The organism is Dolichospermum lemmermannii CS-548 (genome assembly GCF_028330815.1).
GTDB lineage: Bacteria > Cyanobacteriota > Cyanobacteriia > Cyanobacteriales > Nostocaceae > Dolichospermum > Dolichospermum lemmermannii.
This window is the reverse complement of the sequence record NZ_JAQMTJ010000309.1, coordinates 1-15865: the sequence shown is the minus strand read 5'-3', so window position 1 is coordinate 15865 and position 15865 is coordinate 1. Positions and strand designations below refer to the sequence as shown.

General features: G+C 37.4%; 14 protein-coding genes. 13 read left to right on the top strand and 1 reads right to left on the bottom strand.

Features of this window, described 5'->3' with window-relative positions; genetic code table 11:
- The first annotated feature begins 5 nt into the window (after positions 1-5).
- The 8 genes from PN450_RS21980 (at position 6) to PN450_RS21945 (ending at position 8445) form a co-directional block, all read left to right on the top strand.
- Complete coding sequence (locus PN450_RS21980) at positions 6-692, top strand: TIGR04283 family arsenosugar biosynthesis glycosyltransferase (protein ID WP_271837558.1); 687 nt, start codon at positions 6-8, stop codon at positions 690-692.
- A 9-nt stretch (positions 693-701) separates the two neighbouring features.
- Positions 702-1385, top strand: coding sequence for a TVP38/TMEM64 family protein (locus tag PN450_RS21975; RefSeq protein WP_271837557.1), 684 nt, complete (start codon positions 702-704; stop codon positions 1383-1385).
- 152 nt (positions 1386-1537) lie between these two features.
- A complete protein-coding gene (locus PN450_RS21970; protein ID WP_271837556.1) occupies positions 1538-3085 on the top strand; it encodes a mercuric reductase in 1548 nt (515 codons plus the stop codon).
- A gap of 136 nt (positions 3086-3221) precedes the next feature.
- A complete protein-coding gene (locus PN450_RS21965) occupies positions 3222-3989 on the top strand; it encodes a sterol desaturase family protein (RefSeq protein WP_213710048.1) in 768 nt (255 codons plus the stop codon).
- A gap of 115 nt (positions 3990-4104) precedes the next feature.
- Positions 4105-4704: a MiaE family protein gene (locus tag PN450_RS21960; RefSeq protein ID WP_148763212.1), complete on the top strand. Its 600-nt coding sequence runs from the start codon at positions 4105-4107 to the stop codon at positions 4702-4704.
- Between the two features lie 128 nt (positions 4705-4832).
- The gene (gene recR / locus PN450_RS21955; protein WP_015078902.1) at positions 4833-5432 is read left to right on the top strand and encodes a recombination mediator RecR; all 600 of its coding nucleotides are present in this window, start codon (positions 4833-4835) and stop codon (positions 5430-5432) included.
- Positions 5433-5455: 23 nt separating this feature from the next.
- Positions 5456-6076, top strand: a complete 621-nt coding sequence (locus PN450_RS21950; protein WP_271837555.1) for a tetratricopeptide repeat protein — start codon at positions 5456-5458, stop codon at positions 6074-6076.
- Positions 6077-6234: 158 nt separating this feature from the next.
- Positions 6235-8445, top strand: a complete 2211-nt coding sequence (locus PN450_RS21945) for a hypothetical protein (protein ID WP_271837554.1) — start codon at positions 6235-6237, stop codon at positions 8443-8445.
- A 208-nt stretch (positions 8446-8653) separates the two neighbouring features.
- On the opposite strand, the gene PN450_RS21940 is transcribed toward PN450_RS21945, so the two are convergent.
- Positions 8654-9310, bottom strand: a complete 657-nt coding sequence (locus tag PN450_RS21940; RefSeq protein ID WP_271837553.1) for a Uma2 family endonuclease — start codon at positions 9308-9310, stop codon at positions 8654-8656.
- A 225-nt stretch (positions 9311-9535) separates the two neighbouring features.
- Between PN450_RS21940 and PN450_RS21935 the strand changes: the two genes are divergently transcribed.
- The 5 genes from PN450_RS21935 (at position 9536) to PN450_RS21915 (ending at position 15551) form a co-directional block, all read left to right on the top strand.
- Positions 9536-10825 carry a glucose-1-phosphate adenylyltransferase gene (locus PN450_RS21935; RefSeq protein ID WP_271837552.1) on the top strand — a complete coding sequence of 430 codons (1290 nt, stop codon included), beginning with the start codon at positions 9536-9538 and terminating at the stop codon, positions 10823-10825.
- A gap of 142 nt (positions 10826-10967) precedes the next feature.
- Positions 10968-11477: an AAA family ATPase gene (locus tag PN450_RS21930; protein ID WP_271837551.1), complete on the top strand. Its 510-nt coding sequence runs from the start codon at positions 10968-10970 to the stop codon at positions 11475-11477.
- A 517-nt stretch (positions 11478-11994) separates the two neighbouring features.
- Positions 11995-12972: a J domain-containing protein gene (locus PN450_RS21925; RefSeq protein WP_271837550.1), complete on the top strand. Its 978-nt coding sequence runs from the start codon at positions 11995-11997 to the stop codon at positions 12970-12972.
- 507 nt (positions 12973-13479) lie between these two features.
- Positions 13480-14544 (top strand): hypothetical protein, encoded by a 1065-nt coding sequence (locus PN450_RS21920; RefSeq protein WP_271837549.1) that lies wholly within the window; start codon positions 13480-13482, stop codon positions 14542-14544.
- Between the two features lie 155 nt (positions 14545-14699).
- Complete coding sequence (locus PN450_RS21915) at positions 14700-15551, top strand: hypothetical protein (protein WP_271837548.1); 852 nt, start codon at positions 14700-14702, stop codon at positions 15549-15551.
- The last annotated feature ends 314 nt before the right edge of the window (positions 15552-15865 follow it).

Sequence of the window (15865 nt, the reverse complement as noted above, 5' to 3'; positions counted from 1 at the left end):
TCAACATGAATGCTCAAATTTCTATTATTATTCCCACTCTCAATGAAGCGGATAATATTAAAGAAGCAATTATTAGCAGTCAATCTAGTAGTAATGTAGAAATAATTGTAGTTGATGGTGGTTCAAAAGATGAAACATTATTAATCGCTAAATCATTGAATGTTAAGGTAATTATTTCTCCTCCCGGACGTGCTAATCAAATGAATACAGGTGCTATGGCTGCTAGTGGGGAAATTCTCCTATTTCTCCATGCTGATACCCGTTTACCGACTAATTTCGAGCAGATGATTCGCACAACCTTAGCAAAACCGGGAATTGTGGCTGGTGCCTTTGCTTTACGGATAAATGCCCCTAATTGGGGGTTGCGTTTGGTCGAATTTGGGGTAAAATGGCGATCGCATCTTTGGCAAATGCCCTATGGTGATCAAGCTATTTTTCTCACCAAAGATGTATTTCAGCAAGTTGGTAATTTCCCGCAAATATCAATTATGGAAGACTTTGCAATGATGAGAAAATTAAAAACTCTGGGCAAAATTCACCTATTACCAACACCCGTAATTACCTCACCTCGCAGATGGTTAAAAAAAGGAATTATCCAAACTACTATTTTGAATCAAATTATTGTCATTGCTTATTTACTCGGTATTTCCCCAACCCAAATTCGTAATTGGTACTCTTCCCCAAAATCCTAGAGAATTTTTATGCTTATTACCTTGTTATCAGAAATAGATTTTGCTGTAATTCAAGAATCTGTTAAAGTATCTTCTCCCAATCTTCAAGAATTTTTACAGAATGCTTTACAGTGGATTAATAGCCTTGGTGCTATAGGAGGAATAGTATTTATTGGCATCTATATTATAGCTACTCTAGCTTTTTTACCGGCTGCACTGCTGACATTGGGTGCTGGGGTAATTTTTGGTGTAATTTGGGGTTCTATATATGTCTTTATTGGGGCTACATTAGGTGCTATAGCAGCATTTTTAGGAGGACGTTATTTAGCGCAAGGTTGGGTAAAAGAAAAAATATCTAGTTACAAAAAATTTGCCATCATTGATAAAGCAGTTAGTAAAGAAGGATTAAAAATTGTCCTATTAGTTCGACTTTCTCCCCTCTTTCCCTTCAATTTATTAAACTATGCTTTCGGAATTACTAGTGTTTCTTTTCAAGACTATTTAATTGGTTCAGTGGGGATGATTCCTGGAACAATTATGTATGTTTATTTTGGATCTTTAGTAGGAGATATAGCCTTAATTGGCAGTAAAAATCAAGCTGGAAACATCATCCTCCACTGGGTAATTCAAATCATGGGTTTGATAGCAACAATTGCTGTCACAGTTTATGTCACGAAGATAGCTAAGAAAGCTTTAAAAGATGAGAACTTATAAAAATTCAAAAATTCTTTGTTTTTTATTTCTCAATAATTTTAGTAATTTTGTTAAATATAAAACCGATAAATTTCTGATGATAATGTATTTATAAATAACAGATCATATAATCAAAAACATAGTTTATACTTAACCATTCAGAGGTAATACTAATGTCAACTTCAGAATCTCCAAGAGTCACAATTCGTCCCATGGATGAGTATAATCAAAAACTCCTCAAAAATGTTCATCCAGATAATTGGGTAAATCCCCAAAGGGCTGATTGTTATGATTTAGTAGTAATTGGTGGGGGAACTGCGGGTTTAGTTGTCGCTGCGGGGGCTGCGGGATTAGATTTGGGTTTAAAAGTAGCATTAATTGAAAAAAATCTCATGGGAGGAGATTGTTTAAATTTTGGTTGTATTCCTTCTAAATGTTTAATTCGTTCTTCTCGTGTAGTTGAAGAAATCAGAAAAGCCAAAGATTTAGGGATTAATATTTCTCAGAAATTTGATGTGGATTTTGCCACAGTTATGGAGAGAATGAGACGCATTCGGGCGAGTATTAGTCATCATGATTCTGTGGAAAGATTTAAAAGTTTAGGAATTGATGTTTTTTTAGGTGATGGTAAATTTATAAACAAGAATACTATAGAAGTTGATCAGCAAACATTAAAGTTTAAAAAAGCTGTCATTGCTACCGGTGCGAGGGCTGTTAAACCGAAAATTCGGGGAATTGAAGCAGCAGGTTATTTAACCAATGAAACTGTTTTTTCCCTAACTCAGAAACCCGAAAAATTAGCAATAATTGGTGGTGGACCTGTTGGCTGTGAATTAGCACAAACATTTCAGCGTTTGGGTTGTGAAGTGACATTATTTCATCGAGGTTCACATATTTTAAATCAGGAAGATTCGGAAGCAGCGGAGATTTTGCAAAAAGTTTTAATTGATGAAGGTATTCGTTTAGTATTAAATTGTCAATTAGAAGAAGTTGTTACAGTTACGGAAGGAAAACGCCTATATTTTTCTGTGAATAGTGAACGAGATTCGGTGACAGTTGATGAAATATTAGTTGGTGCGGGACGGGATCCAAATGTGGAAAATTTGAATTTAGAGGCAGTGGGTGTAGAATATGATCAAACCTGGGGTGTAAAAGTGAATGATTATTTACAAACCACAAATCCGAAAATTTATGCCGCTGGTGATATCTGCATGAATTGGAAATTCACTCACGCGGCAGATGCGGCAGCGCGAATTGTGATTAAGAATACTCTATTTTCGCCCTTTGGTTGGGGACGATCTAAACTCAGTAGTTTGGTTATGCCTTGGGTGACATATACCAGCCCGGAAATTGCTCATGTGGGGATGTATGCAAATGAGGCAGAAAAATTAGGTATAAAGATAGAAACTATTAAGATTCCTTTTAAAAGTATAGACCGAGCGATCGCTGATCATGAAGAATCTGGTTTTTTAAAGATTCATCACAAAAAAGGATCAGATCAAATCCTCGGTGCAACCATAGTTGCTAATCATGCAGGAGAGATGATTTCGGAAATTACTACAGCTATTGTTAATAATATTGGTTTAAGTAAACTGAGTAGTGTAATTCATCCTTATCCCACCCAAGCGGAAGCCATTAAAAAAGCCGCAGACGCTTATCGCAAGACTTTACTCACACCAAAAACTAAGCAATTATTGGGATTTTTAACCAAGTTTTCCTAAATTTGAAAGTTTCAGATCTCCGACTTCTCTAAGAAGTCGGGGATCTTGTTCTTGAAGAAAATATTCATGGTAAAATTCATGAAGAAAGAGAAAAAAATGAACCATCTACGCCAGAATTATCAGGACATCAAACAAAATGGAATATAAGTCTCTGGCTATTGTCAGCAGTATCGTTATATTTGGAATTCTGGAAACCTTAGTTCCTTTCTTTCAATATCGTCAAAATCCCATTAAAAGAGTTATTCACAATTTAATTTTGGGGTTAATAAATTTTTTGGTGGTTAATTTAACTGTTATTTTAATCTTAAATTCTCTCTGGAAACCAACTTTATGGCGGGGATTATTTTATGATATTAATTTACCCTGGTTACATTTTATTCTCTCTTTTTTATTGCTTGATTTGTATATGTATACGTGGCATAGATTAATCCACACTTGGGGTTTTGCTTGGCGTTTTCACAAAGTCCATCATACAGATAGATGGATGAATATATCCACAGCTTACCGCTTTCATACAGGAGAAGTTATTGTTGCCAATATTCCTAAAATTGGGTTAATTTATCTGTTGGGAATTACACCAAATGCTTGGATATTATATGAATCTTTATTTGCGGTATCATTAGTTTTTCATCACAGTAATTTTGCCTTACCTTTTAAAATAGATAAATTCCTGAGTTATTTTATTGTTACACCTAATTATCATCGCGCTCATCATTGTCAATTAACAAAATATTTAAATAGTAATTATACAAGTTTATTAACTATATGGGATCTAATTTTTCAATCTCGTTATTATCCGCCCCAACCAGAAACTATCCAATTAGGTATATCGGAAGAAACCAGAGATCTTAATTTTATCAGTTTATTAAAATTACCGTTTGTGTCTGTTAATAAACACAATTGATAGGATCAGAGAACGGAATTCAAAAGTAAAACATTAAGAAACTTATCCAAAGATGCAGAAGCTGATTTAAGATTAAAATTAATGAGCTAAATTGTTCAATTTGGAGTTTTTCGCTGTGTTAAGTTCACCTTTACCCACAATCAACGCCCTCAAACAACCTACCAGTGATGCTTGGGTAGAGCAAGCGATCGCTAACCTTGATATTATCTTACTAGATCACTCCCACTGTGAACGCAAAGCCGCAGGAGTAGCATTAAATATGATGTTTCGCTATCCCTCTAATGCTAAAATGGTGAGAGAGTTAACAGCGATCGCTCGTGAAGAACTAGAACACTTTGAACTCGTCAATCAATGGCTAGAACGCCGTAACATCAAACTAGCAGCCCTATCCGCACCCCCCTACGGTGCAGGGTTAAAATCCCAAGTTCGGGGACAAGAACCCCAGAGATTTTTAGACTCCTTACTCGTCACCGGTTTAATAGAAGCCCGTAGTCATGAACGCTTAGGACTCCTAGCTGCTAACTGTCCCGAACCAGAATTAGCCGCATTTTACCGCAGTTTAATGGCATCAGAAGCCCGACATTTTGGGATGTATTGGGTTTTAGCTGACACCTATTTTGACCGAAAAATCGTCATGGACAGATTAGACGAATTAGCAGAGGTGGAAAGTCAATTATTATCAACCTTACACCCAGAACCAAGAATACATAGTTAGTCAGTTTTTGCCGGAGTATTTAATCATATTTACTGGTTAAAATTCCTCAAACTTTGCGTCTTTGCTCCTTTGCGCCTTTGCGCGAAACATAATTTAACTGTAAAATAGAAAAAAACCCCGGAGGTAGAATTACGGTTTACGCACGTCCCCTAGCCAGATTAATCGAACAGTTGCAACGGCTACCCGGAGTTGGTCCAAAAAGCGCCCAACGTTTAGCTTTGCACATCTTAAAAAGACCAGAAGCAGAGGTAGAGGCTTTAGCCCAAGCACTTGTTGACGCGAAAAAACAGGTAGGTTTATGTAAAGTTTGTTTTCACCTTTCATCAGATCCAGTCTGTGAAATTTGTCGTCACCCTCAACGAGATAATACAACTATTTGCGTAGTTGCAGATTCCCGTGATGTGATTGCCTTAGAAAAAACCCGTGAATTTAAAGGTAAATATCATGTTTTATGTGGTGTAATTTCCCCTATGGATGGTATTGGACCAGAACAGTTAACCATTCAAGCTTTAGTGAGACGAGTCAGCGAACAAAAACCCCAAGAGGTGATTTTAGCCATTAGTCCCAGTATCGAAGGGGAAACCACAACATTGTATATCGGTCAATTACTAAAACCATTTACTAAAGTAACTCGTATTGCCTTTGGTTTACCCGTCGGTGGTGATTTAGAATATGCTGATGAATTAACTTTAGCCAGAGCATTAGAAGGACGCAGAGAACTAGATTAAAAGTAGCAAATTTCATTACCAAAATGTTTTTTACCAATTCCTTAGAAAATCAACTTCAAGAGTGTAACAATACCATTAACGTTCAACCAAATAATGTTAATGCTTATGTTCGTCGAGGCATGGTTTATTTTAAATTAGGAAAAATTACCGAATCAATTCAAGATTTTGATCAGGCAGAAAAGTTAGATATTCAAATTACTCCTTATCTTTGGCAACGCGGGTTAAGTTATTATTATGCAGAACGATTTGCTGAAGGGGCAAAACAGTTTGAAATAGATTTAACTGTTAATGCTCAAGATGTGGAAGAAACAGTCTGGAGATATCTTTGCATAGCTAGATTATCCGGTGTTACAGAAGCTCGTAATTCTTTATTACCTGTGAAAAATGATCCGCGAAAAATCATGAAGTCTGTCTATGATTTGTTTGCAGGTAATTGCACAACAGATGATGTTTTGAATGTGGGAAAATTGGCAGGATTAAAAGGTAAGTTTTACAGTCATCTTTATTTGGGTTTATATTATGAAGCTGAGAATAATTTAGAGTTAGCGCAGGAATATATAGTTAAAGCGGCTGATGAGTATAAAATTGATGATTATATGTGGTATTTAGCCGTAGTGCATAAGCAGTTACGGAAATGGGAGTAATATATGAAATACAGTAGGGCTGATTCCTAGTAAAGATAGAATTTTCGCTATTGGTTGTATGAATGAATTGGGCGCCGTGTTATACTTAAAGAATTCTGCATATTCTTTAGTTTACATAAACAAAATTATACATTCACAGAGAAAAAAGAGACAAGATAATGCAAAAAATGAAACAGAGCCTGCTCAGTATAAGTATACGCTCTTTTGTATTTTTTTATGTAGTATCAGCTATAGTTATTATATTGGCTGGATTTTTCATAAAAAATCATAGAGAAATAGAAGAATATAAACAAGTAGTTTTATGGTATGAGAACTTATCAGGAGATAACCCTGATAGCGAAAAATCTGAAAATTTAAAAAAATTTGAGAATTTTTTGAAAATAAAGGACATCTACCAAAAACTTTCATCAGATTACTCAAATTTTAACATAATAATTCCTAAAGGAACTGCCGATAGAATAAAGTCTGAAGAAGCACCTGAAGAGGGAAATACGGCGACATGGGCAATAGGTAAGACAAAAGAAAATGATTTAATCGTTTATTATAATAATGTCCTCAAAAGTAATTTTAATAAATTAGCAATACAAAATAATTCAAATCAAAATGATAATCAAAAGGAGGAGAATGATCGAGTTTTTCTAATTTTTACAGATATAATGACAAATACAATTCCAAAGAAAATTCAATCAATAAAACCAAAAAACAACAATAATGATTTAGACAGATTTGGGCAAGCGATGATCACATACTTAACTAATGGAAAGTCTTCAGAGTTAATACCTTATTTAAGAATTAATAGTGTATACATTACTAACCTGAACACAGGAATCATGATATCATATCCATTTATTAAGCAGGGTTACCCGTCTGCCATATTTGAAGATAGACCTTGGTATAGAGCTAGTCAAGGAAAATATTATTCGGATTTTGTATATAATAATAATAATGAGGCACTAGGTCTTACCGGTATTTATATAGATATAAATGACGCAAAGAAGACAAATAATCCCAATGCAATAAGAACATTGTGGTACAAATTTGAAGGGGACAAGAATCAACAATATATCTTGTGTGTTGATTTATTTTTTGATAAAAGTAGTCAGTTTTCACAAACATTATCTTGGGTGGATTTATTAAAGCAATCTGTAGAATTTTTACCAGCTATACCGCTAAATAATAGTAATAATCGTTTTCTAGAATTACTTCTCATAACTTTATTGATGGCTTTAGCTATAGAAATTAAAGGTAAATCTATTATATTAAAAAGTTTTAGGATTTATGCAAATACTAAATTACCAAATATTATACTGAAGCGCGATGATAGCAACACACATTATGCTAGTCAAAATGGAAAAAATATAGAAATTACTTTTCAAGGAGAAATTAAAAACACCAAAGAGAAGGAATTAACAACAGCAAAGGGATGGAAAATTGATTCTAACATACAAATTAGTGCTGCCAAAACTGATAAAAACATAAATCAAAACATATACACTCATACTTATGTATTCAAGAATAATTATGATCTTGATATAAATAGTGACAAACTTAAATATAGATGTGTTGAAGCTTGGAATGTTATATTATCAGGATTTGAAGATGAAAATATAGGACATTTTATAGTTACATGGAGTAACAAAAATACAACAAATCTTGCAAAGTTAATAGATATACAATTTGTGACTTATAAGCCAGAATATAATATTTATTGTGAAAGTATTAAAAGGCAGTTACAACAACATTTGTTAGCAAGTGACAAGAAAGAGTTTATACCCATATTAACTACTGATTATATTAAACCAGAAGACATTCATCCGTATTTTAAAAAAATAAAGAGTTTTGAAAAATTATTGCTTAATAGTTCGTATTTAAAACAAGGAAGAATTCCTGTTTTAAGTATAGAAGATTTAATAGAATTATACAAACAACCAGATGACAAAGTTTATGCAATATGCACGTTAAATTTTTTAAAACAGCTATTAAAATATGATCTATTGCAAAAATTTCTTGAAGTTCCTGTAGAAGAAAGATATTTTATGGAACACAAATTAGATGAATTTAGAGATTTTTATAACGGTCAAGACAGTGAAGATCAATCATTTTTAAAAAATCAATCCCAGCTAAAAATTATAACTTATGTAGAAAATTCTAATAATATAATTCATCAACAAGATGATTTTTGTATTATTGAATGCGATAATATGCCAAACCTTGTAGCTTATAGTTTCACAGATGACCAAAATGATGAAAATATTGGCTGGATAAGTTCGCGGGAGGTGGATTTTAAATTTTATCATGAGTTATTTCATGCACAAAAAACTGCTTCATCTGGCATAACCAAAAATGTAGAAAATTACTTAAATCAATAAAGGTATTTATTAACATACTAAGCACTTCTTATTTTATTGGTGATTTTCCTAGCCCCACACCCTATTGCCTGTGTAATTTCCGTACCAACATCTCCATTGGCGTAACAATCATGCTACTATACCGAAGCATTAGAATTTGTTGAACGCTTAATTAACTGTAACGAACCGGCTTTAAAAATTACTGTCTATATAAATCGTGAGTCAGCTTTTAGAAATTAATGCGACGATAAACTTCACCAAGGGGGACTTCTACATTTAAACTATGTACTAATATAGACTGATCAGGATGATCATAAACTTGCCATTGCCAGCGAACTGCTTGCAGCAGCGCTAGTTCCCTCCGGGACGCTCCGCGAACGCTATCGCTACTATCATCAAGTTTGTGATAATGCTCAATATAGGGTTCAGTTTGGCTAACTAGTAGATATTCGCAAAAGCTAGGAAGTGAGCGATATTTTCTAAATTTATCACCCCTATCATAACCTTCAGTAGAGGGTGATAAAACTTCTACAATTACCAGAGGATTGAGAATTTCATCGGTGCGCTCACCGTTCAATTGTGGTTGTCCGTCTACTACCATTAAATCAGTGTAAGTTCCACAGTTGTATTCGGGAATCCAAACGCGCAAATCGCTATTATATAAGCGAAAATTGCTATCTCTGAGCAAAAATCCCAAGTCAACTAACAGGTTACTAGCGATCGCACTATGAACTTCTGAACCTCCAGCCATAGCGATAATTTCTCCGTTCCGATATTCATGTCTTTCGGCTGCGGTTTCCTCCATCACTCGATACTCATCTGGAGTGAAGTGAGTTGTTGTTATATCCTGAGTAATATTGGCGGGACTGGTTTGAGTAATAACCACGATCAAACCTCACGAATAATTGGTTTTATTTTAAGATAGTTCTTCCTTATCAATTTTATGATAACAAATTTTAAATCAATTGTCAAGCCCCAAATACAGTTTTTCGCGATCGCTATTCTGGGTAAAGGAAAAATTCATCCCTAAGATTCTTTGATCCCCCTTTATCAGTTGTTACATACAGTCCTAAACTGTAGATGAGAGTGAAAGGCAGTTGGGAGAAATTTTGTGAAAAAAGTTTTAGCAATTATTCTGGGTGGGGGTGCGGGTACCCGACTTTATCCGTTAACTAAACTCCGCGCCAAACCAGCAGTACCAGTGGCCGGGAAATATCGTCTCATAGATATCCCTGTTAGCAACTGCATCAATTCCGAAATATTCAAAATCTACGTCCTGACTCAATTTAACTCAGCCTCTCTGAATCGTCACATCGCCCGTGCTTACAACTTCAGTGGGTTTAGTGATGGGTTTGTAGAAGTGTTAGCAGCACAACAAACCCCAGAAAACCCCAACTGGTTCCAAGGTACGGCTGATGCTGTGCGTCAGTACATCTGGATGTTACAAGATTGGGATGTAGAAGAATTTTTGATTCTTTCCGGTGATCACCTTTACCGCATGGATTACCGGCAGTTTATCCAGCGACATAGAGATACAAATGCTGATATTACACTTTCCGTCATTCCCATGGATGATCGTCGAGCCTCCGATTTTGGCTTGATGAAAATTAATGAATCGGGTAGGGTAATTGATTTTAGCGAAAAACCCAAAGGTGAAGCTTTAGCACAAATGCGTGTTGATACCACCATATTGGGATTGACAAAAGAACAAGCCGCATTACAGCCATATATCGCCTCCATGGGGATTTATGTCTTTAAAAAAGATGTTTTGATTAAGTTGTTGAAACAATCTTTAGAACAAACTGATTTTGGCAAAGAGATTATTCCCGAAGCCGCTAAAGATCACAACGTTCAAGCCTTCTTATTTGATGACTACTGGGAAGATATTGGGACAATTGAATCTTTTTATGAGGCTAATTTAGCCCTGACTAAACAACCACTACCTCCTTTTAGCTTCTACGATGAAGCAGCACCAATCTATACTCGCGCTCGTTATTTACCACCTTCTAAACTGCTGAATTGCCAAATCACAGAATCTATGATTGGTGACGGTTGTATTTTGAAAGATTGTCGCATTCAACATTCAGTTTTGGGAGTGCGATCGCGCATAGAATCAGGATCTGTAATTGAAGAAACCCTGATCATGGGCGCTGACTATTATCAACCATCTGTTGAAAGACAATGCAGTTTAGAGGAAAATGATATTCCCGTCGGTATTGGTACAGACACCATTATTCGCCGTGCCATCATTGATAAAAATGCCCGCATTGGTCACAATGTGAAAATTATCAATAAAGACAACATCCAAGAAGCAGAACGAGAAAAGCAAGGCTTCTACATCCGTAGCGGCATTGTTGTTGTTCTCAAAAATGCTGTAATTCCTGATGGTACAATCATTTAGTTAGTAGTGATTGGTAATTGGTAATTGGTAATTGGTAATTGGTAATTGGTAATTGGTAATTGGTAATTGGTAATTGGTAATTGGTAATTGGATGATTTATCTTTCTTGTTCCCTATTCCCTATTCCCTATTCCCTATTCCCTATGACTAAATTAATTTTGCTAATTGGTCTTCCTGGTAGCGGTAAATCAACCCTAGCAAAACAATTATTGACAGAATGCCCCCAGATGCAGCTAATTTCCACAGATGCTATCCGGGGGCAGCTTTTTGGTTCAGAAGCAATTCAAGGACCTTGGCTGCTAATTTGGCGGGAACTGGAACAACAATTGCAAACAGCCATAACCGCAGATAAAGGGGTTATTTTCGATGCTACCAACGCCCAAAGGAAAAATCGCCGGGAAGTGATTACCCTAGCCCGTAATTGTGGCTTTAGTTATATTATGGGGGTTTGGGTGAGAACTCCAGTTTGGCTATGTTTAGCAAGGAATCAAAGCCGGACTCGCCAAGTTCCTGAAGAGATAATTCTCCGAATGTCCCGTCAACTCCGGGATGCTCCCCCCAGTAAAGAAGAAGGAATAGATGAACTTATTTTCTGTTCATCATGGCAAGAGTACGGGAATTGCGCCAGTACATTCAGCAAGAACCACACTTAATTTTGGCAATTGTTTGTTAGTTTAACATCAGAATCTTTTGCCTGGCACTAGTAGTCTGTCAAATTTATTTTGACGGGTTTTTGGTAGTGCGGGCATCTTGCCTGCTAGTAGTCTATCAAATTTATTTTGACGGGTTTTTGGTAGTGCGGGCATCTTGCCCGCTAGTAGTCTATCAAATTTATTTTGACGGGTTTTTGGTAGTGCGGGCATACTATGGCTAACGCCACGCTGCGCTATCGACAAGCTCAGTACAAGTCTTGCCCGCGTGAGCGAGACGCTCACACTACAGTCCATCATTTTTATCTTGACAAACTACTAGTACCGCAGGAAGTCAAAAGTAATATTCAGCAAGCTTTTTGGCGATTAAGAATGGTTGGTTTATTTGCGCCGTGCTGTACTAGACCAAATAAAAGGAAACAGACCACAGAAAAAACTCAGCCCCCACAAAGGTTGATTAATAGTAAATTTCATATCTTAGAAAAAAAACATAACCTAAATTTATACAGGAGGCTAGTAGATGGCTGCAACCGACTTTAAAGACTATTATGCAATGTTGGGAATTAGTAAAACTGCCACTTCAGAAGAAATTAAACAAGCTTTTCGCAAACTAGCCCGTAAATTTCATCCTGATGTTAACCCCAATAACAAACAGGCTGAAGCCAAATTTAAAGAAGTTAATGAAGCCTACGAAGTATTATCAGACCCAGATAAACGCAAAAAATACGATCAATTTGGTCAATATTGGAAACAAGCCGGTCAAGGTTTTCCCGGTGGTGGTCCTGGGGATATGGGCGGAGTTGATTTTGGTCAATACGGCAGTTTTAATGACTTCTTAACTGAATTATTTGGTGGTGCAGGTCCTGGCAGCGGACGACAAAGTTACTCTTATCGAACTTCTCCAGGTAGACCAGGTGGCGGTTTTAACGATTTTGGTCTTCAAGATGGCGGTGCTGGTGGTACACAAGATACAGAAGCTGTAATTATTTTAACTTTTGCCGAAGCATTTTCCGGTGTTCAAAAACGGTTTAGTTTAGGCAGCGAAACTATTGATGTGCGTATTCCTGGTGGCGCTAAAACTGGGACTCGTCTACGGGTGAAAGGAAAAGGCCAAATTAACCCCATGAGTCAACAACGGGGAGATTTATACTTAAAGGTAGAATTACAACCCCATACTTTTTTCCAACTTGAAGGGGACAATCTGGTTTGCGAAGTCTTAATTACCCCTGATGAAGCCACATTAGGTGCAGCGATAGATGTGCCTACACCCGATGGTAATGTTAGTGTCAAATTACCTGCGGGAGTCCGTTCTGGTCAATCTCTGCGCTTACGTGGTAAGGGTTGGCCTGTAGCTAAAGGCGGACGAGGTGATCAATTTGTGAAAGTAGCGATCGCTCCCCCAAAAAACCTCACACCCCAAGAGCGGGAATACTATGAAAAAATCCGAGCTATCCGTACCTATAACCCCCGTAGTCATTTAGCACAAGTTAAATTGTAAAGATTACTGAGGGTATTCCGTAAACAACGATCTATAAATGTTATTTTCTATTGCTTGTAGGATTTTCACCATTTTATGATTTATGCTATCCCTGTGCCTTAAATAATCGCCTCTGAAAGCCTTCTGCAATAGTCATAAATTTTACCGATAATTACCGAATTACTTAAAAATCACTGAGTTCCTTTTGCATCAAGGCTTTAATTCCCCTTTGGATCTCAAAATCAGCAAACGGACAGTATGTAAAGCTTGCCTTTAAAGTTACATTTCCTGTACAATCACAAGTGTATGCTCAAGTCTTTGTCGGTCTATACACAAAATAGTTAGTTAGGGTTTGCTGAATAAGTACCCAAAGCGAACCTAGTAGTTCCTCAAATTTATTTTGACGGGTAATGATCGGAAAAAACTTCTGTTTTTCCCTGCCCTACTCCCCGTGCCCCTCTTCTCCCCCTGCTTGCCTTTACCCGTCATTTTTGGATTGACAGACAATATCTTGTGAGGAGTAATATTTTGAAGATAAAAAAGCATTCTATTAGGCTAGTCAATTATTTCAGACATTTTGTCTACTTGAGTTTATGGCTAACCTTACCAAGCTTACTGCTGGGAACAACTATCTCAGTTAATTCCGCATCTGCGGCAGATGACATGGTAGCAGCAAATCTCAATAATGACTTAATTACAGATAAAACTGCAACAACCACTTCTTTAGCCGATACCAAACGAGTATTCACAGCCGCAGACTTAAAACCAAAGGTTGAATCTACTCCTGGGCAAAAACAACTAATTGCCCAAAATGCTGACAGTGATACCAATGATCTCAATAAAATCCGTCAAGAGTTATTAGTTGAACCCCTAATCAAGGCTAAAATCGTCAAGCCTAAGCCAACTTACGCACCAGGACTCAGTTTTGCCGGTACTAGTGCCTTCGGAGCTAACATGGGTGACGCTTTCATAGGAGCAACAGGGGCAACCGCTGGTACGAGAGGTAACCGTCTAAGAGATATAGACGGAAGTATCGGCCTCGGTGTTGGTTTAGGTAACTCCCAAAAAACAGTTGGTCTGGAATTGTCCTTCAACAACGGTAGTATCAAAAGATTTGGTAGCAATGGCAGTTTTAACCTCAAAGCTCACCGCATTGTCTATGCCAAAGGAACTAATCAAGTTGCTGTAGCTGCCGGCTGGAGAGCTTTTGCTCAGTATAAGACTAAAGCTAGTCGTGAACCTCTTAGACCGTCCACCGCCTATGGTGTGGTAACAACTTACTCCCTGTTAAAGCCTAATGATCCTGTTAATAAAATGCCTATCTCCTTCTCATTAGGGGTTGGGGGCGGCGACTTCCGCCAAGGTGATGACAGTACGGGTGTATTTACTGGAGTCGGTGTGCAAGTTCATCCCCAAGTAGGTGTGGGTCTAGGTTGGAGTGGAGTTGGTTTGAACATTGGGGCTTCCTTTATTCCTGTACCGACTTTACCCTTAACAATTACAGCCCAAGGTGCTGATCTAACAGGTAACAGCACTGGTGGCACAGTTTTTGCCTTAAGCATAGGTTATGGTTTCAATTTTTTACCTAAATAAACACCTCAATATTTAAGTAAGTAGGTTGGCGTTGAAAATTGTCGTCATAGCAAGAGGCAAGAGGCAAGAGGCAAGAGGCAAGAGTAAAGAAGTTTTCAGCGATTTTACATTTCTTTACACAGTTTGGTTTTATTGTGTTCACCTACTTAATCATCATGTTGACAATCAGAAATTTCCTTTTTTCCCTCAGTCTCAGTCCTCTATTGGCACTGGCTTGGCAATTACCAAACCAAGCCCAAAATACCAGTGGTACAGCCGGCACTAACAGTGGTGCTAGTACTGGGGTTTCAGAAACTAGCACTGTCTCCAATCCTCCAGTAATATCAACACCAACAGAACAGACCATCACTTCTACCATAGTACCAGGTGTTTCTTTCGGCATTACTACTGGTGTTTCCACAACAGGTGAACTATCGGCAATTAGTACAACGATTCCAGTTTCAACAGCGACCGTAGCATCAACTTCAAGTAGCGTCACTGTGACAAACAGTGCAACGGGAAACTCTGTTGTGATCACTCTTCCACCGCAAGTTCAGGTTGCTGTGAATCAGTCGGCTGCTGCTATTATTCAGACTCTTAGTACAACAGGCGGTGGTGGTGCTAACGTTGTTTCACTGCTGACAGGCGGTGCTGGATCACAAGCAGCAGCAGTTGCCCTGACAGACAGTTTAACTACTGCGGGTATTTCCCCACAAAAAGCACAGGCATTAGTCGCAGCCCTGGATGGGTTGTTTGGTTCTACTAAAGCTTCCTTATCAAATCTGCCTATAGCTCAAGCAACATCAGGACAGCTAGTAGCTAGTAATAAAGCTTTGAAACCTATTCTTGTTATTGCTCAATTTGGTGCAGCAATAAATGTAGATATCAACAAGCTGAACGATGCCATTGTTGCCTACAATGGCATTATTCTCACCAGCGAGGCAGAAAATCTCAGGAAACTTTATAAGGATACCGATTTCGTTGGTATTGCTAAAGTTCTCAAAGAATTAAGAACGTCAATTCAATAAGACTCCATCACAAAAGTATCACCAAATAGAACGAAAGGCACGGAAGCCACTTGGCTTTAGAGGGTGTTTGAAAAGTTATGGTTGATGTATCAAATATTTTTTACCCCACACTACCCCTCCCCTTGTAACGGGGAGGGAACTGGATTTTTATTGTTTCCCCCCTTTACAAGGGGAAAGGGGGGTAGCAATGTGATGAAAATTACGGAATACCACTTTTCAAACACCCTCTAAAGCCAAGTGGCTTCCGTGCCTTTCGTTCTATTTGGTGATACTTTTGTGATGGAGTCTTATTGAATTGACGTTCTTAATTCTTT